The organism is Fibrobacter sp. (assembly GCF_045131395.1).
In the GTDB taxonomy this organism is placed as follows: Bacteria; Fibrobacterota; Fibrobacteria; order Fibrobacterales; family Fibrobacteraceae; genus Fibrobacter.
In genome coordinates this window covers 246,827-263,782 of sequence record NZ_JBGUQY010000004.1, presented here as the reverse complement: position 1 = coordinate 263,782, position 16,956 = coordinate 246,827, and the positions used below count along the sequence as shown (strand labels likewise).

The window sequence follows — 16,956 nt, the reverse complement described above, 5'->3', positions numbered from 1 at the left end:
TCGTTACTTTAAAATTTAGTCACCTACGTGGCCGTTATGGAGTCTGTCCAGGTAGTCCTTGGTTTCCTTGGCGACAATTCCGCTCAAGAGAATCAAGGCAATCAAGTTCGGGAATGCCATGAGGCCGTTAAAGATGTCGGCACTAGTCCATACGGCGCTCACCGTGAGGTAGGGGCCGATAAAGATGGCGACGATGTAGGCCCAGCGGTAAATCAGGGTGGCCTTTTCGTTCTTGCCGCCCATCAGGTACTGCAGGCACTTTTCGGAATAGTAGGCCCAGCCAAGAATCGTGGTGAATGCGAAGAACACCAATGCGATGGCGAGGAAGTACGGGGCAATAATGGAACCTGCCGGAACGATGGCGAGACCGCGAGAGAAGGCTTCCATGGTAATGTTCACGCCCTCAAGACCAAGCTTCGGATCCCATGCGCCTGAAACCACGATGGCAAGGCCAGTCATGGAACAGATGATGATGGTATCGAAGAAGGTTCCGGTCATGCAAACGAGACCCTGACGAACCGGTTCCTTGGTTTTGGCGGCTGCGGCGGCAATCGGGGCGGAACCGAGGCCTGCTTCGTTACTGAAGATGCCGCGGGCGATACCCTTCTGCATGGCGATAAAGATGGTTCCCACGGCACCGCCGGTAATGGCGCTGGGGTTGAATGCAGCCTGCACAATCGTCTGGATGGCCAGCGGAATCTGGGCGAAGTTCAAAAGCAGCAAGAGCACGCAAGCGAGAATGTAGACAATCGCCATAATCGGGACAATGTAGGTCGAAACCTTGGCGATGCGCTTGAGGCCGCCAATGATAACGGTGGCGGCGAAGAGGGTCACCAAGAGGCCTGCGATGGCGGTAGTCCAAGAAACGGAATTGCCGCCCAGGTTAATGAATTCAGGTGCGTTCGGGGTGAGGCGGGCCATGGCGCTTGTAATACCGTTCACCTGCGTAATCGTTCCGATTCCCAAAATGCCGGCCAGGACTCCGAATACGGCGAAAATGACGGCGAGCCATTTCATGTTCCAGCCGAAGCGTTCCTTGATACCGGTTTCAATGTAGTAGAACGGGCCGCCCAAAACCTTGCCGTCTTTGCCGACGGTGCGGTACTTGACGGCGAGCAAGCCTTCGGAATACTTGGTGGCCATGCCGAGGAATGCTGCTACTTCCATCCAGAAGAGGGCTCCCGGGCCACCCGTACCGATAGCAGTTGCAACACCCACAATATTACCGGTACCGATGGTAGCGGCAAGTGCCGTGCAAAGGGCTCCAAAGCTCGAGACTTCGCCTTCGCCACCCTTTTCATTGTGGAGCATGTAGCGCAATGCGTTCGGCAAGTTCAGGACTTGCAGACAGCCGAGGCGGATAGTGAGCAGGAATCCTACAAAGAGGATGATGACAATCAGGGGGACTCCCCAAACGTAGCCGTCAATAGAGTCCAGAATGGAATTAAGGGTTTCCATAAAAAATCCCGTGAATAAGGGTGATATTTTTTTTAATGGGCTAAAAATAAAAAAATAAGATATTGTTGTTTGCCAATAGCGCTGAAGTGCTTGTTCAGATTTAAAAGTTCCTTTTTCAATTTGCTATTTTTTGACACGGAATGTAAAACTGAGCCCAACAGTTGATTCCTGTTTGGGCTGATTGTATTTATAAAGAGGAATCTATGTGCGAAAACTGCAACTCCGGTAAGTCTCCTGTACGCGTGCGCTTTGCTCCGAGCCCCACTGGCTATCTGCATGTGGGTGGTGCCCGTACGGCCATCTACAACTACTTCTTCGCCAAGCATATGGGCGGTACGTTCTATCTGCGTATCGAAGATACCGACCGTAAGCGCTACAACGAAACGGCGTTGCACGACTTGATGCGCGACCTCAAGTGGTTGGGCCTCCAGTGGGACGAAGGTCCGGGTTGCGAAGGCGACTGCGGTCCGTACTTCCAGAGCGAACGTCTGGACATTTACCACCGTGAAATCAAGAAGCTCTTGGATGCCGGCTGTGCCTACTACTGCTTCTGCACCGAAGAACGCCTGCAGGAAGTCCGCGCTGAACAAGAAAAGTCTCACGTGCCGGTGACCGGTTACGACCGCCACTGCCGTAACATTAGCCGCGAAGAAGCCGAAGCCCGCATCGCCGCCGGTGAAAAGGCCGTAATCCGCTTCAAGGTGCCCGAAACTGGCGTCACTGAATTCGACGACATGATCCGCGGTCACATCAGCTACCAGAACGAACTTTTGGACGACCTCGTGCTCATCAAGCGCGACGGTTACCCGACTTACCACTTTGCAAGCGTGGTGGACGACCACCTCATGGGTACCACCCACGTGCTCCGCGGCGACGAATGGATCAGCTCCACGCCGAAGCATGAACTCCTTTATAAGGCATTTGGCTGGCAACCGCCCGTATGGTGCCACTTGCCGGTGATTCTCGACAAGAACGGCGGTAAGCTTTCCAAGCGTAAGGGTGCTGCCTCCGTGGGCGACTTCCGCGACCTGGGCTACCTGCCCGAAACTCTCGTGAACTACCTCGCTCTCCTCGGCTGGAACCCGGGTGACGACCGCGAAGTCATGACCATCAAGGAAATGGTGGACAGCTTTACCCTCGAACGCATCAACCCGAAGTCCGCCAGCTTCGACGAAAAGAAGCTCCAGTGGATGAACGGCCAGCACATTCACCTGTGTGACGACGGCATGCTCAAGGGAATCATGAAGGAAGGCCTCGTTGCCAAGGGCATCGACCTCTCTAACGAACCGGAAGCCCGCCTCGACGAAATCGTGAAGCAGCTCAAGCCCCGTGCCCACTTTGTGCAGGACCTGGCCGACATGGCTGTGTACTTCTTCGTGGCTCCGACGACCTACGATGAAAAGGGTGCCAAGAAGCACTTCGGCGAAGGCTCCAAGGAAGTGGCCACTCTCGTGCGCGACATGCTCGCCTCTATCGAAGACTTCAAGACCCCGGTCATCGAGAAGGGTTTCTACGACCTGGCCGAACGTTGCGGCCACAAGGTGGGCGAACTCGTGGGTGCCCCGCGTCTCGCTGTCTCTGGCGTTACCGCAGGCCCAGGCCTCTGGGAAATGTTTGAACTCATCGGCAAGGAAGAAGTTCTCCGCCGTATTGACGTGGCTCTCCCGCTTATGAAGTAATGTGTGCGGCTACGCCGCAATGTGGAGTGTGAAATGACAAATGAGTAATTAATCACTTCACATTCCACATCTCACACCCCACATTTCACACCCCACATTTCACATTTCTCACTCTCTAATGCGTTCTCAATTCCCACATCGATTGTACACTCAGAGGCTGTTTTGCCGCCGTTGCCAGAAGGTGACGAGTCACGGCATTTTTGCCCGTGAGGCCTTTTCGACCTTTGGGGGAATGGATCCGCATATTCCGCTGTTATGCTGCTGCGATGCTTGCGGCACTGTATTTGTGGCGTTCTCGAATGAATTCGTTTTTTGCAATCGGGAATTTGTCAATCAGGATTATGCCAAGATTTACGGCTATAACCGCATCGTGGCGGGTAACTGGATTTATTTCAAGGGTACTCCCAAGCCCGGCATTGTCAAGAGCGTTTTCCAGTCGCCGGACAAGCAGATAATTGTCGTCAATTACGATGGCGGCCCGGATCAGAGAATCGAACGGCCTAAATTGGATATTGAAGACGAGGAATCCCCCGAAGGTTACCGCCTGCTGCCCATACAGAGTGCGCAGACTCTTTTAGGCGATTGTATCTACCATGCCATTCGCAACCAGTTTGGCGTTGCGGTCGGGTTGGTAAACGATGGTGAAAAAGACAAGCTGGTGGTACTTTTAAAAGACAGAACCCTTGTCTTTATTACGCTTCCGCCATTGGCGCAAAATTTGCCGAACGACAAGTTGTGTACCATTGTGCAGGGCAAGCTTGCCCAGGTGTTTCCGGATCACTACTCCAAAGTTACGGTCGAAGTGGGGCAGGGCATTGTTTACTTGAACGGCCTTGTTGAAAACCTTTCGATTCAGCGGGCTATGGAACGTTGCATCAACGCCTTGCCCAAGGTTCGCGGGTGTGTCGATTTTACCCGAGTCCTTGTATCGCCTTTTGTGACGGATTCTCTAATTAAAGCGACGGTGTACGAACAGATTGAGGCTCCGGGAATGCGCTTGTTCGATTGCAAGGTCGAAGTGCAAGACGGCAAAGTCCAACTGGAAGCCTCTTGCTACGAAAACGAGCGGCCGAAAGATTTGGAAAACCGCCTGGCCGAAATTCCCGGTGTCCGCGACTTGATTTGCCTGGTATCGGAAGTTTATGACCCCATAAATGTAGAGCTCTGTAAAAAGGTCGAAGCGGAAATTTCTGCCAGTACCTTTTTGCGTGGCGCCAACATTAGGGTGTCCTGCAACAGTCGACGGTTTTTGTTGGAAGGTTCTGTCCAATCCATATTACAGAAAGAACTTGCGTTTGCCACTGTGTTGAAAAACGTCAAGACGACATCTATTGAAAATAGATTAAGAATTGTATAGGAGGTGCCTATGGCTACCGGATACGAAAAAATCAATGCGATTAAAAGCAAATTGAAAGTCAAGCAGACTGTAAACGGCTTGGCAAAATTGATGAATTGCGGCCCGCGTACCATTTTTCGCCATTTGGAAGTGATTAGCGAAGAAAATTGCGGTCTTCGCAAGTTTAAGGAAAATGGAGAAACCTTCTACATTATCCAGACCGAAAAAGAGGCGAACTTCAACCAGGAAGTCGTAAAGCAGCTTGAAAAAATCAAGAAGAACTTGCCTGCAAATGCGGCTCCCGAAATCAAGACGGTGAAGCTCTTGGATAAGGTCATTAAGACCATGCAAACCACGAATCCCGAAGACTTTAAGCCCGAGGCCATTTCGACGGACCCGGACTATGTTCTGGATTATGGCCCCTTCAGCGATGACAAACTGCAAGATACCATGGTGAATCGCGTGCTCAAGGCCATTCACGAAGGCTTTGCTATCAAGATCCAGTATTGCCATGCCACGGACCATTCTGGAATTTCGGAAGAAATCAAGGAAGTGAATCCGGTCAAGGTGATTATGCGTGTGGATACCTTGTACCTGATTGCCGGCGAAGAAGACGAAAAGGGCAATCAGATTTTCAAGAATTACCTGTTTGAACAGATCAAGAACGTTCAAGAAACGAACCACGCCATGCCCAAGTTTATATTTGATGCGGCCATGCATTACAAGTATGCCTTTGGCAAGTACACGGGCACGGGCAAGCCGGAAGACATTTCCCTTGAAATCCGTAACAAGTGGCTGCAGACCCAGTTTGAACGTTCGCACTTCAATCCTGAAATTTCGAAGCGCTACGACAAGAACAAGAATATGATTGTGGACATGAAGCTCCGCATTACGCCGGATTTTAAGACTTGGCTGATGGGCGTTGCGGGTGATGTCCGCATTTTAAAGCCGGCCTCGCTTAAAGAAGACGTAAAACAGTTGCTGAAAAAGGCTCTCGAAGAGATGGATGCCTAAAATGGAATCGCATAATCTATCTGACTATAATTTTGAATTCCCCAAGGAACTGATTGCCAGCCGCACGGCGGGCAAGGGGAAGACCCGTATTTTGCATTGCCCCAAGGATGGCGGCGAACGCCATATTCTGAAGGCTCCTGAAATTGTCGACCTTTTTAAGCCGGGCGACTGCCTGGTGGTAAACAACACCAAGGTGATTCCGGCCCGCTTGTATGGCCACACCATGCACGGCGGCGAAGTTGAAACCCTCCTGGTGCAGGCTTTGATTCCTGCCGAAGACGGCTCTGCCCGTTACGAAGCCCAGGTGCGCCCCGGCAAGGCTTTCAAGATTGGTCGCGAACTCGAAATTGCTGGCATCAAGACCGTTGTCGAAGACATCAAGGAAGACGGTGCCCGCGTGCTCCGCTTTGCAGTGACTCCGGTGGAACTGGAAGCCGTGATGAACCGCGAAGGCCATGTGCCGCTGCCGCCCTACATCGACCGCCCCGATGACGAAGACGACAAGAAGGCCTACCAGACGATTTTTGCAAAGTATTCCGGTGCGGTGGCCGCCCCCACGGCGAGCCTGCACTTTAGCGAAGAAATGCTTGCAGCCCTAAAGGCGAAAGGCGTGTACGTAGCCGAAGTCACGTTGCATGTGGGGCCGGGAACGTTCCAGAACATCTCTGTCGAAGACTTTACGCAGCACAAGATGCACGGCGAGCATTACGAACTCACCGCCGAAAATGCCGACATCATCAACAAGGCGAAACGCGACGGTGGCCGCATCGTGACGGTGGGTACTACGAGCACCCGCGTCATCGAAACCATTGCCGATGCCAATGGGTTCCTGAAGCCGCAAAAGGGCGTGACCCACGCGTTCTTTTACCCTGGTTACCGCTACAAGATTGTGGACGGTCTCTTGACCAACTTCCACTGGCCCAAGAGCAGCCTCATCTTGCTCGTTTCCGCGTTCTATGGCCGTGAAAACACCCTCGAAGCCTACAAGATGGCCGTCGAGAACAAGATGAAGCTGTTCAGCTACGGTGACGGCATGCTGATTTTATAACGACCGTCCACCTTAATTTATGCACTGTCATGCCCGCGTAGGCGGGCTTTTCCTTTTTTATAGTTAAAAGTGCATTGTAAAAAATCCTTGACAAATTCATTTTTTTTCTAAATTTACATTATGCTTACAACAAATTCATATCCTATGAAAAACATCAAATTAACTGCAATTTTAACGATTCTTCTCCTTTCCGCATTCGTTTCGACGGCGTGGGCTCAGGAGGATCAGTGTCCTGCTCTTGATTCTCTTGATAGTTATTCTAAGTCTGATACTTTTTATGAAGGCTGCGGTTCCGAAATAAGCCCTTATCTAATCGATTCTCCTGCCGGCCTGGATACTCTGTCTAAACGTGTGAATAGTGGTGCTAGTAGTTACGAAGGCGTGTATTTCCAGCTTGCTGCTGATATCGAGTACTCGTATACCTCCACAACCGAGAACAACTACACCGCAATCGGAACTGAAGATAATCCATTTAAGGGCGTATTTAATGGCAATGGCCATTCTATCCGCGGCATCCGCATCAATAAGCCTGATGACGAACATCAAGGTTTGTTCGGTAAGCTTGGCGGAGAGGCCGCTGTCGAGAACGTTAGGCTTGCCAATGTAGAAATTACAGGAGGTTCCAATACCGGCGGCATAGCAGGTGAAAACGCCGGTGTAGTCAGTGGTTGTACCGTGGACTCCATTGTAATTAAAAGTACTATGGACTATGCTGTGCATTTGGGCGGCATTGCCGGTTATAACGCGGGCTCGGTCTCGGGTTGTATCAGTTCCGCTACGATTACAGCGGGCAATTACGGTGATTACTTCGGCGGCATTGTCGGTTATAACGAAGGTTCCGTTTCTGGCTGCACGAGTTCCGCAACGATTGCTGGCAGAGCAGACGACTGTGGTGGTGTAGTAGGATATAACGGTAAGAATGGCTCCATCAGTGAGAACCTCGCTATCGGAGCCACTATTCCTCAAGCAACATTCTCCGGTGTTATAGGTACCGGTGGGGGATCTTGGAGTAATAACTACTATATGGCTTGTACTTATAATGGCGTGGAAAACAGTACTAATGTCGGCACTAACAATGGTGATATAACGTACAACAACAGTGCTGTCAGCATCCATACCGTTACCCTCGAAGATGGCATCTCTATCGCAAGTCCTGAAAAACCTGCATACATAGACAAAGATCAAAATAAGTATTACGCTGCGGGTTCAGAAATTACGCTCTCGTCTACTCAGCCAGGCGAAAATGGTTTCAGTTTTACCGCAAATGGCGTTAGAATCCCCAGTAAATTCAAGATGATTGCAGAGAATATCAAGGTATCTGTTATATATGGCGACTACTGGGGTATTGAGGGCGGAGCAGACGGCTCTGAAGGCAAACCCTATATTATCTCCACGGTCGATGACTTGAAAACCTTGGCCATGTTTATCAATGTCGGCGAGAACTACGATGGTAAGTATTTCAATCTTGGTGCCGATATCGAGTTCACTCGCGAAAAGTGGGATGCTGCCTCCTCCAGTACTGAAAACAATTTCTCTGCAATCGGAACAGAAGATAATCCATTCAAGGGCATATTTAATGGCAAAGGCCATACGATTCGTGGTATCCGCATCTATAAGCCTGGTCTCCACAATCATGGTCTTTTCGGTGCACTTGGCGAAGGCGCGGTTGTCGATAGCACCAAACTTGCTGATGTTATCATTACAGGATATGCGAATGTCGGTGGCATCGCGGGTTATAATAGCCATGGCGAAATTCGCAACTGTACTGTAGACTCTGTTTTACTCAAAGGTGTTATGGGAAATTTGGGCGGCATCGTGGGTTATAACGTATATGGTACAGTTTCGGGCTGCACCAGTTCTGCAACGCTTGTATCCACGGACAAAGACAATCACTGCTATGGCGGCATTGTCGGTAATAACTACTACGGTACGATTTCTGGCTGCATGAGTTCCGCAACGCTTGTATGTGAGGATAAAGAATGTACTGATTACGGCGGCATCGCGGGCTATAATCATGGCAATCTGAACGACAATGCCGTTATCGGCGCGACTATTCCGGCTGTCAAATACAGCGGAGCCGTCGTCGGTCAAAACTACAATGGTTCCTTGCTGAATAACTACTACGCGACTTGCACAGTGGCTGGAGTAGAGAACGCTACCGACGTCGGTGTCGGCAACGTTGGCTTTGAAGCTTCTCCCCACGATGTGACGGATGGCAACGGCGCAATCAGCGTTAGCGTCACGGCCCCGACTGCCGTAGAGAATCTTGTCTATGACGGTTCGTCGCACAATCTTGTAACGGGCGGCGAAACCAACTACGGTACGATGTATTACAGCTTGGACGGAAAGGCCTACAGCGCCGAAATCCCTGCGGTATCTGGCGCAAATGCTTACACCGTCTATTATAAGGTGATGAAAGAAGAAAAGTGGACTGTGTTTGACGTGCAGACTCTTGAAGTCTCGATCGCCAAGGCCTCGCTCACCGTTACCGTTAATGCCGATACCATCACTTACGGTGATCAAACTCCGATTGAATTTGACTACACAATAGAGGGGCTGATTGATGGTGACCAACTAAACGATGTGACAACATCTTGCGGAGATGATGCAATTTCCGAATTTCTCGCTGTAGGAAAATACGATATTTCTGTTAGCGTCAAGGCAAGCTCCAATCCGAACTACAACGTGACTGAGGTTGGCAACAAGTTGACGGTACAAAAAAAGCTAATCACGGTAACTGGCGTAACGGCGAAAAACCGCGACTATAATGGTGAGAAGAATGTCGATCTCGATGGCAGCAAGATGACGATGGAAGGCTATGTTGAAAATAGCGATGTATCCGTTGATTTGAGCGATGCTACAGGCACGATGGAGGACGCGAACGTAGGCAAGGACAAAGCTGTCACCGTCACCGGAATCAAACTAAGTGGCGCTGATGCCGGGAACTATGTCGTCAAGTATCCCCAAAGTTTGATTGTGACGATTACCCAAGCGACGCCTACGGTTACGGCTCCCGCACCCATTGCAAACCTTGTCTATACCGGCTCGGCACAGCCTCTCGTAACGGCGGGCGAAACTGATTTCGGAACGTTGCTCTATAGCCTAGACGATAAGGACTACAGCGCCGAAATCCCAGCAACATCTGATGCAAGCACCTATACGGTCTATTACAAGGTTGCAGAAGGCGACAACTGGAATGGCATTGATGCAAAGAAGGTTGAAGTCTCGATTGCACAGGTTCCGCTTACAGTCACCGCCAAGGACAAGTCCATCGTCTATGGCGACGACCCTGCAAATGACGGCGTGGAATACAGCGGCTTTATCGGTGATGAAACCGCAAGTGTCCTGGGCGGCAAGCTCACGTATAGTTACGACTACAAGAAACTCGACAATGTCGGCAAATATACGATTACGCCGAGCGGATTGACCGCCAGCAACTACGAGATTACTTTTGTGCCGGGCACGCTGAAGGTTGGCAAGGCCGATGTCTCTGTGACTGCTCCGGTAGCTAAGGAAAATCTCGTCTATAGCGGCAAATCTCAGGAACTTGTTTCTGCAGGTTCTACCGATTACGGCACGCTGCTCTACAGCCTAGACGGTAAGGACTACAGCGACAAAATTCCTGTAGCAACAGATGCAAAGACTTATACGGTCTATTACAAGGTTGCAGGAAGTGACAACTGGAATGCGTTCGATGCGAAGAAAGTTGAAGTGAAAATTGCCGAGAGTAAGCATTCGACTGCCATCGGGCGCGTTGATGCCCGCACTGGCGAGTTCAAGATGCTGCGCAACTACGACCTGAAGGGCCGCAATGTGCAGGGCAAGGTGAAAGCCCCCGGCGCTTACTACGGCAAAAAGGTTTTAAACAAGTAATTTTTCTGGAATCCAGAACCAACTAGGTCTGAATTCCAGTTCGTAACAAGCTTCGTAGATGGCCTTGCCCAATACATAGGGCGAGGCCTCTTCTTTTAATTGAGCTACGGGAATGCCGCTTTCTTCGCTGTAGCCCAGCAAGAAGGCTTCGGCGGCAGTCTGTTCAAAATCTTTGTCGTTGCGGACGGCGCTGGCATAGGCGAAGCTGCGGAGCATGCCGGCTATGTCGGCGGCGGGGGAGCGCAGGCGGCGCCTGTATTCCAGAGTGCGGGTGGGCTCGCCTTCGAAATCCAGCACGATGAACTTGCCGTCTTTGTAAAGCAACTGCCCCAGGTGATAATCCCCGTGAATGCGCTGCGGTGTCAGAACGTTGGATTTCGTGATTTCTTGCCCCTGCTGCAATTTAATACATTCCACCCTTTCTACTAAATCTTCGCGCCCGTTCGCTTTCAACAGCCTGATAAGCTTGTCGTAGGGAACTTCTTCGGCTTGGGGCGCTGTTCCTTCTAGATCTTTAAGCGCCTTGTGCATTGTGGCGGTGGTACGCCCCAGCTGCCTGGCTGCGCTCTTGTAGAATTCCGCATCGCCGTTTTGAACGTCGGTGAAAATTTCCCAGGCGTTTCTGGCATCGGGAATGTGTTCTTCCAGAATTCCGAGGGTGCGCGTTTCACCGGATTTTGTGTAGCTGAAATCCCCGTAAAATTCCGGGGCGATTTTGGGGAAGCCCTGTGCCGTTTTTTGGCTCAGGTGTTCCATGATTTCGGCTTCGGGGTGCTCGCCGACTTGCAGACGGCGGTATAGCTTGAAAAAGAATTCACCCTTGGAGTAGAATGCCGAGTTGCTCTGTTCGGCGTTCAGGGGCTTGGCTCGTATCAGAGCTTCTTTAGGGAGTTTTTTGCCAAAATATTCGGCCAGTACAGAGCCTATTTTGCATTCGTCTTCGATGACGGCGTAAAAGTCGTTTTCGTCTTTATCAAAACAGACTTCGACAATAGAAATCTTCGTGTCGCCGGTAGGGAGGGTGTCGTATTCCTTGATAGAATTGACCTTGCGGCCCTTGCCCATGAACCAGCGTTGTTGCGTGATAGAATCCCAGTTGCTCATGCTAGGAATCTAGAAAAATCATTTCCTTGTCGGCAAAGCCGAAAAATACCCCTGGCTTCTTAATGTCGCTAGAATTTTGAGCTGTGTTTCGAGAGGTTCTTTCAGGAGCCCTTCTAGCACAAAGTCGGGAATTCTTTTTTGGGGCTTGAATTCTTTGGGAATGTCCTTGTAGTCGCTGAGTTGCCAGTTGACAAGCAGCTTGGGCAAAAACTGGTCCCAAGGAAAAATGTCGCCTGGTTTGAGGTAGAAACGTGCCGGCTTCTTGCCGTCTTTGGCTTCCATTAAAAGGGAACCGTCGCGAAAGCAACTAAAAAGCACAGCCTGCCTTTCCTCATTGGAGGTGGCTGGCTGTGCAGAAATGATTAACACCATTCGCAATGTGCGAATCCCTATGCGGCGAGTTCCCTTTGAATCTGGGAATACTGATAACTCGAGATCGATGTGATCTTGAGAATCAGCTCGCGAGTGATGCCGGCTTTGATTAGAGCCTTGGCGTACTGGAGTCTGTTTGTGTTCGACATATTTTACCTCACACGTTAAGACGTATTCGTTTCTTACTATAAAGATACAATATATTTTTGACATTTCAATGTCAAAAATGAAGTCTTTTTTTGGACTAATTTGGGTATGTTGAGCCTAAATTGTTGATAGACCGTGAGTTAGATTATTTCCTTTAAGACAGGAAATTTTTCACGATATTCTTCTTGCGGAGCGGACTCAATTCGGGCGTAAATAACGCCTTCTTCTTGGCCTGTAGATGCCATGATATCGCCTTTGGGGTTGACTATCATAGAGTTACCGCCATTTAAAGCGTTGCCGGTGCAGTTGACGGCGGCAATATACACCTGATCTTCGATGGCGCGGGCTTGCAACAGGGTTTTCCAGTGCGTGATTCGTGCGGCGGGCCAAGCTGCTTGAACGGTAATCAGTCTTGCTCCTGCTTTTACGGCGTCACGGTAAAGTTCGGGAAAGCGTAAATCGAAACAGATGGTCGCTGCGACATTCCAATTCGATATTTTAAACAAATTAACTTTTTCGCCTGCGCTGAATTTTCCCTGTTCCATAAAGAAGGGGCGGCGCTTGTCGTAGTGGGCGAACTCTTGCGGTTGGGCGGGCTGGTAAATGCTGCTGTGGTTCAACAGTTGCTTACCAGATTTTGCGATACCGGCTCCCATGACGGTGCAACCGGTTTTGTTTGCAAGCTCGTATAAAAATTTTGCAGTTTCGCCGGAGTCCTTGGTCGAAAAATCTTCGGCGGCACTTTCGGGGTGCAAGGGCAAATAGCCCGTGGCGAACATTTCCGGTAAAATGATTACTCCGGGGACGGGATCGTCCTGATTCTTATGGATTTGGGCGGTTAAATCGGAAACTTTGGCAAAATTTTTTGCCTTGTTATTGGGAAAAACGTCCATTTGCACAAGATATAGGTCGAGCATGGGGAAAAAATACATTTTTGGGGGGTGACACAAATGTTTATTTTTCTTAACTTTCATGTTAACAAAAATTACCAAAACACAAGGATGGACTCCATGAAAAAAACAATCCTCTCTAAAACCCTTCTTTTGGCTTCGGCCGTTGCTATGTCTGCTTTCTGCGGATGCGCTGCATTCTCTTCTACCAACGTAGAGAAGATGAACGATATCAGCCACAAGGAAACGACTCAGATCCGCGCTTACGGTGGACTTAAGGCCGTGGTTCTTGGCCCTGTGTTCTTCAAGCAGGACGGTCCTTGCTCCGAAGTCGACTTCGTCAAGTTCGTAAGCTCCAAGAAGCCCGAAGCCAAGGATATCTACCGTGTCCGTATGGAATTCCACCAGGAAAAGAACGGCATGGTCGAAAAGCAGTACTGTAAGTATTCTGGCCTGGCTTTGGACTACGTGGCCATTTCTCCGGATGAAACCGCCAAGTGGGCTTCTGTCTATGAACCGAGCCTGGCTGTGGAAAAGGATGACAAGGCTCCGGCCCTGGTACCTGATGGCATCATCATGAAGCCCGCTGCATCTGAAGCTGCTCCGCAGGACGCTGCTCCGGCTCAGACGGATGGCTACGCAAACTACTAATATCGTTAAAAAACTAACAATGGACTAAAATTCCTTTATTCAAAAGAGGCCCGCTCAGGGCGGGCGACTCTTTTGGGTGGGGAATTTTTTTAAAACAATATGAAGAAAATTCTTTTTGCCTTTGTTTTTTGCCTTATGGCAAGTAATGCCGCCTTTGCGGACATTTGGGATGATGCCGATATGGCGTCGTCGGACGATTGGGATACTCCGGCGGAGTATAATGGGCCTTCTATTCAAGAAAAGAAGCAGAAGGTAAAGGAAGATGCCGCTGTAGCGCGCAAGGCTGCTGCCGAACGCAAGGCAAAAGAAGAAGCCGATCGTAAAGTTAAAGAAGAGGCTGACCGCAAAGCCAAGCTAGAAGCGGAACGCAAGGCGAAGGAAGAAGCCGAGCGTAAGGCCAAGCTGGAAGCGGAACGCAAGGCGAAGGAAGAAGCTGAGCGCAAAGCCAAGCTAGAAGCAGAACGCAAGGCGAAGGAAGAGGCTGACCGCAAGGCCAAGCTGGAAGCGGAACGCAAGGCGAAGGAAGAGGCCGACCGCAAGGCCAAGCTGGAAGCGGAACGCAAGGCGAAGGAAGAGGCTGACCGCAAGGCCAAGCTGGAAGCGGAACGCAAGGCGAAGGAAGAGGCTGACCGCAAAGCCAAACTAGAAGCAGAACGCAAGGCAAAACAAGAAGCAGACCGCAAGGCGAAAGAAGAAGAGAACAAGCGCAAGGCTGCCGAGGCAGAAAAGAAAGACGCTCAGGCAAAAGCTGCTGCACAAAGTGCTGCAGAAAAGAAATCTGAACAAAATAAGGAACCTTCTGGCGGAACAAAGATTCATTGGGTTCCAATCTCTATCGGAGCCGCTGTTTCTGTGGCAGGTGGCGTCATGACTTACGTCTTTGATTCCAAGGCGAAAGACGTTACCAGAAAGGAACCGGCGAATAAAGCTGAATACGAAAAGAATCACGATGATGCGGGCAAGTACCAGACCTACAGAAATATTTCTATGGGTATCGCTGCTGCGGGTCTTGTTTGCGTGGGTATTTCCATCGTATTTTAGGAGTTTATATGAAAAAGTCCCTGATTGCCTCTCTAGGCATTTTGTTTAGCCTTGTGGCTTGTACCGATTACCAGGGGGAATACGAAGACAAGTACGAAGCCCTGGTCTCTGAACCGATAGAAATATTGGATTCCAGTGCAAAGGAAACGATTATTGACGCCCGTGACAATCAGGTTTACGAAGTTGTTCAAATTGGAACGCAGAAGTGGCTTGCGCGAAATCTTAATTATAATGACGGAAAGGGCAAATGCCCGTCCGAAAAGAGCTCGCTGTGTGAAAAATACGGCCGATTGTACAATGCCTCTAGCATTATAAAGGTTCATAAGAGCGATAAGGCCAACGGCGATCAGGAAATTTACGATAGCCTTAGAGCCTTGTGCCCTGATGGCTGGCACGTTCCGTTTAAGAGTGAATGGAAAGTCTTGAAGGACTATGTCGCTTCCCATAGCAAGAAGGGGGAAGTCGGTAAGAACCTGAAATCAACAGATGGATGGCTCAAGGCCGATTCGATGGTGGAAGTTTCTAAGGACGATATCCGTTTCGCAGTCGCTTCTGGAAACGATCCCTATGGATTTAAGGCGCTCCCTGCGGGTATTTGTCGTGGCTCTGATTGCAGTACTCACGATAACGCCTATTTCTGGGGGATTGCCGATACGGTTCGGGAATCCTTTGCGACAATGCTCATGGGCTACGTGCTGTCCTTCGAAAATGACGACTTTGTTAAAGACGGTGACATTAATTATTTGAATAACCCAAGAGTTTCTGTGCGTTGCATCGAGGGTGACCGCCATGAGGCCTATTTTGATTCCTCTTCTTTAAGGAATGCGAAAAACGTGATAGAAGAAGATTCTTCTAGTAGTTCAGAGGAATCTTCTGAAGAAGTAGAACCTTCTGAAGATTCCGAAAAAACATCCGACGGTGAAGAAGTCTCTAAAGACTCTACTATCAAATCTTCAAGTAGCGAGGCTCCGTCTTCTGCCAGCGTCGCAAAATCTTCGACCAGCGTCGCCTCCTCTGCAAGTGTCGTTAAGTCTTCGAGTAGCATTGCGGCATCTTCTTCTAGCGTGGTGAAGTCTTCGAGCAGTGCCGTAGTTAAGGGTAAATACGATTGTTCTTTGTACAATTGCGTGACTACGGAATACCTGAACCAGGACATGCTTGCTGCGGGTGATTATGGTGAGTATTTGGACACGCGTGATGATCAGGTTTATAGGACGATTGAAATCGGAACGCAAACTTGGATGGCACAGAACTTGAATTATTCGACCATCAATAGTAAATGCTATGCGGGGGATACAGCGAACTGTAAACAGTATGGGCGCCTTTACCTACAGAGTGACGCTATTGTGGTCTGTCCGACTGGCTGGCATTTGCCTAGCGAAGCGGAATGGGAAGTGTTGAATAAATATGTGGATTCGAAAAATGGTACAGATGGTGTTGGAAACAGTTTGAAATCATTAACATGGACTTATGGCGAAAGCGGAACGGACCAATTTGGTTTTTCTGGAATTGCAAGTCATTTCTTTGGAAATGTCGTTTTTTGCGGATCTTCGACGCATGGCTTATACTGGACTGCAGATGAAAATGAGTACCGTTGCCTCTTAAGTGATAATAGCATATTATATGATTATACTGATTCCTATGCAAGTACGTATGGAATGTCTGTTCGCTGCTTAAAGGGCGATGCTCAAACCTCGCCTAAATCTAGCAGTTCCTCTGCTGTTGCGCCGAAGTCGAGTAGTAGTGTGTTGTCCTCGGAGTATGATTGCACGAAATATAAATGTGTGACTACGGAATACTTGAACCAAGAAATGTTGGCTGCAGGAAAATATGGCGAGTATTTAGACATGCGTGACACGACTGTGTATAGGACTATTAAAATTGGATCCCAGGTATGGATGGCTCAAAACTTGAATTACAAAATGAAGGTGAGCTATTGCTTGAACGATACGGCATCATATTGCGCTAAGTATGGACGTTTGTATGAATATGATTCAGCAAGTAAAGCTTGTCCTTCAGGCTGGCGCTTGCCATCGAATGCTGATTGGGAAGATTTGTATGCTGCTGTAGGATCGTCATATAAGGCTCTATGGAGTACATCGTTCTATTCTGGAACAGATGAATTTGGCTTTGGTGGTGTTCCGACGAGTGTGTTGGACGGAAACTATTCTTCTAAGGGGTATGTGAAGGCCGATGCAGGCTTTTGGTGGTCTTCTACCTCGTATATTTCGAACTATAATAGGACCTTTGAATTGTATAAAGAATCGGTTTATTTTGGCTATTATGGTTTAAAGAGCCGTTTAGCAGTTCGTTGCATAATGAAATAATTTGTTTAAAGGAATA

General features: G+C 49.4%; 13 protein-coding genes. 8 read left to right on the top strand and 5 right to left on the bottom strand.

Annotation, left to right across the window (positions count from 1 at the left end):
- Nucleotides 1-15 precede the first annotated feature (15 nt).
- Entirely contained in the window at nt 16-1,458 is a 1,443-nt protein-coding gene (locus tag ACJMNB_RS03400; RefSeq protein WP_405339006.1) for an alanine/glycine:cation symporter family protein, read from the bottom strand.
- 203 nt (nt 1,459-1,661) lie between these two features.
- Here ACJMNB_RS03400 and gltX point away from each other — a divergent pair, with 203 nt between their 5' ends.
- From gltX to ACJMNB_RS03375, 5 genes are all read left to right on the top strand, one after another.
- On the top strand, nt 1,662-3,137 hold the full coding sequence (gltX, locus tag ACJMNB_RS03395; RefSeq protein WP_405339004.1) for a glutamate--tRNA ligase: 1,476 nt from the start codon (nt 1,662-1,664) through the stop codon (nt 3,135-3,137).
- Nucleotides 3,138-3,369: 232 nt separating this feature from the next.
- Nucleotides 3,370-4,494 carry a BON domain-containing protein gene (locus tag ACJMNB_RS03390; protein ID WP_405339002.1) on the top strand — a complete coding sequence of 375 codons (1,125 nt, stop codon included), beginning with the start codon at nt 3,370-3,372 and terminating at the stop codon, nt 4,492-4,494.
- Nucleotides 4,495-4,503: 9 nt separating this feature from the next.
- Nucleotides 4,504-5,487, top strand: a complete 984-nt coding sequence (locus tag ACJMNB_RS03385) for a WYL domain-containing protein (protein WP_405339000.1) — start codon at nt 4,504-4,506, stop codon at nt 5,485-5,487.
- 1 nt (nt 5,488) lies between these two features.
- The gene (gene queA, locus ACJMNB_RS03380) at nt 5,489-6,535 is read left to right on the top strand and encodes a tRNA preQ1(34) S-adenosylmethionine ribosyltransferase-isomerase QueA (RefSeq protein ID WP_405338998.1); all 1,047 of its coding nucleotides are present in this window, start codon (nt 5,489-5,491) and stop codon (nt 6,533-6,535) included.
- Between the two features lie 144 nt (nt 6,536-6,679).
- Nucleotides 6,680-10,408 (top strand): MBG domain-containing protein, encoded by a 3,729-nt coding sequence (locus tag ACJMNB_RS03375; protein ID WP_405338996.1) that lies wholly within the window; start codon nt 6,680-6,682, stop codon nt 10,406-10,408.
- Here the strand turns inward: ACJMNB_RS03375 and ACJMNB_RS03370 are convergent.
- The 4 genes from ACJMNB_RS03370 to ACJMNB_RS03355 all read right to left on the bottom strand — a co-directional run bounded on the left by ACJMNB_RS03370 (nt 10,397) and on the right by ACJMNB_RS03355 (nt 12,924).
- Entirely contained in the window at nt 10,397-11,512 is a 1,116-nt protein-coding gene (locus ACJMNB_RS03370; RefSeq protein ID WP_405338994.1) for a phosphotransferase, read from the bottom strand. The two genes, ACJMNB_RS03375 and ACJMNB_RS03370, sit on opposite strands and share 12 nt — an antisense overlap.
- An 18-nt stretch (nt 11,513-11,530) precedes the next feature.
- Nucleotides 11,531-11,884: a hypothetical protein gene (locus ACJMNB_RS03365; RefSeq protein WP_405338992.1), complete on the bottom strand. Its 354-nt coding sequence runs from the start codon at nt 11,882-11,884 to the stop codon at nt 11,531-11,533.
- 17 nt (nt 11,885-11,901) lie between these two features.
- Nucleotides 11,902-12,033 (bottom strand): hypothetical protein, encoded by a 132-nt coding sequence (locus tag ACJMNB_RS03360; protein WP_405338990.1) that lies wholly within the window; start codon nt 12,031-12,033, stop codon nt 11,902-11,904.
- Between the two features lie 138 nt (nt 12,034-12,171).
- Nucleotides 12,172-12,924: a nitrilase-related carbon-nitrogen hydrolase gene (locus tag ACJMNB_RS03355; protein WP_405338988.1), complete on the bottom strand. Its 753-nt coding sequence runs from the start codon at nt 12,922-12,924 to the stop codon at nt 12,172-12,174.
- A 117-nt stretch (nt 12,925-13,041) separates the two neighbouring features.
- On the opposite strand from ACJMNB_RS03355, the gene ACJMNB_RS03350 reads away from it, so the two are divergent.
- From ACJMNB_RS03350 to ACJMNB_RS03340, 3 genes are all read left to right on the top strand, one after another.
- Nucleotides 13,042-13,572 (top strand): hypothetical protein, encoded by a 531-nt coding sequence (locus ACJMNB_RS03350; RefSeq protein WP_405338986.1) that lies wholly within the window; start codon nt 13,042-13,044, stop codon nt 13,570-13,572.
- Nucleotides 13,573-13,707: 135 nt separating this feature from the next.
- Entirely contained in the window at nt 13,708-14,613 is a 906-nt protein-coding gene (locus tag ACJMNB_RS03345) for a cell envelope integrity protein TolA (protein ID WP_405338984.1), read from the top strand.
- Between the two features lie 8 nt (nt 14,614-14,621).
- Nucleotides 14,622-16,940, top strand: coding sequence for an FISUMP domain-containing protein (locus tag ACJMNB_RS03340; protein WP_405338982.1), 2,319 nt, complete (start codon nt 14,622-14,624; stop codon nt 16,938-16,940).
- Nucleotides 16,941-16,956: the final 16 nt, after the last annotated feature.

Bases quoted from the DNA above. Each gene is read 5' to 3' on its own strand.
- ACJMNB_RS03350 (WP_405338986.1), top strand. From the start codon at position 13,042: ATGAAAAAAACAATCCTCTCTAAAACCCTTCTTTTGGCTTCGGCCGTT.
- ACJMNB_RS03345 (WP_405338984.1), top strand. From the start codon at position 13,708: ATGGCAAGTAATGCCGCCTTTGCGGACATTTGGGATGATGCCGATATG.
- ACJMNB_RS03340 (WP_405338982.1), top strand. From the start codon at position 14,622: ATGAAAAAGTCCCTGATTGCCTCTCTAGGCATTTTGTTTAGCCTTGTG.
- ACJMNB_RS03375 (WP_405338996.1), top strand. From the start codon at position 6,680: ATGAAAAACATCAAATTAACTGCAATTTTAACGATTCTTCTCCTTTCC.
- ACJMNB_RS03360 (WP_405338990.1), bottom strand. From the start codon at position 12,033: ATGTCGAACACAAACAGACTCCAGTACGCCAAGGCTCTAATCAAAGCC.
- queA (WP_405338998.1), top strand. From the start codon at position 5,489: ATGGAATCGCATAATCTATCTGACTATAATTTTGAATTCCCCAAGGAA.
- gltX (WP_405339004.1), top strand. From the start codon at position 1,662: ATGTGCGAAAACTGCAACTCCGGTAAGTCTCCTGTACGCGTGCGCTTT.
- ACJMNB_RS03400 (WP_405339006.1), bottom strand. From the start codon at position 1,458: ATGGAAACCCTTAATTCCATTCTGGACTCTATTGACGGCTACGTTTGG.
- ACJMNB_RS03390 (WP_405339002.1), top strand. From the start codon at position 3,370: ATGGATCCGCATATTCCGCTGTTATGCTGCTGCGATGCTTGCGGCACT.
- ACJMNB_RS03385 (WP_405339000.1), top strand. From the start codon at position 4,504: ATGGCTACCGGATACGAAAAAATCAATGCGATTAAAAGCAAATTGAAA.
- ACJMNB_RS03365 (WP_405338992.1), bottom strand. From the start codon at position 11,884: ATGGTGTTAATCATTTCTGCACAGCCAGCCACCTCCAATGAGGAAAGG.
- ACJMNB_RS03370 (WP_405338994.1), bottom strand. From the start codon at position 11,512: ATGAGCAACTGGGATTCTATCACGCAACAACGCTGGTTCATGGGCAAG.
- ACJMNB_RS03355 (WP_405338988.1), bottom strand. From the start codon at position 12,924: ATGGACGTTTTTCCCAATAACAAGGCAAAAAATTTTGCCAAAGTTTCC.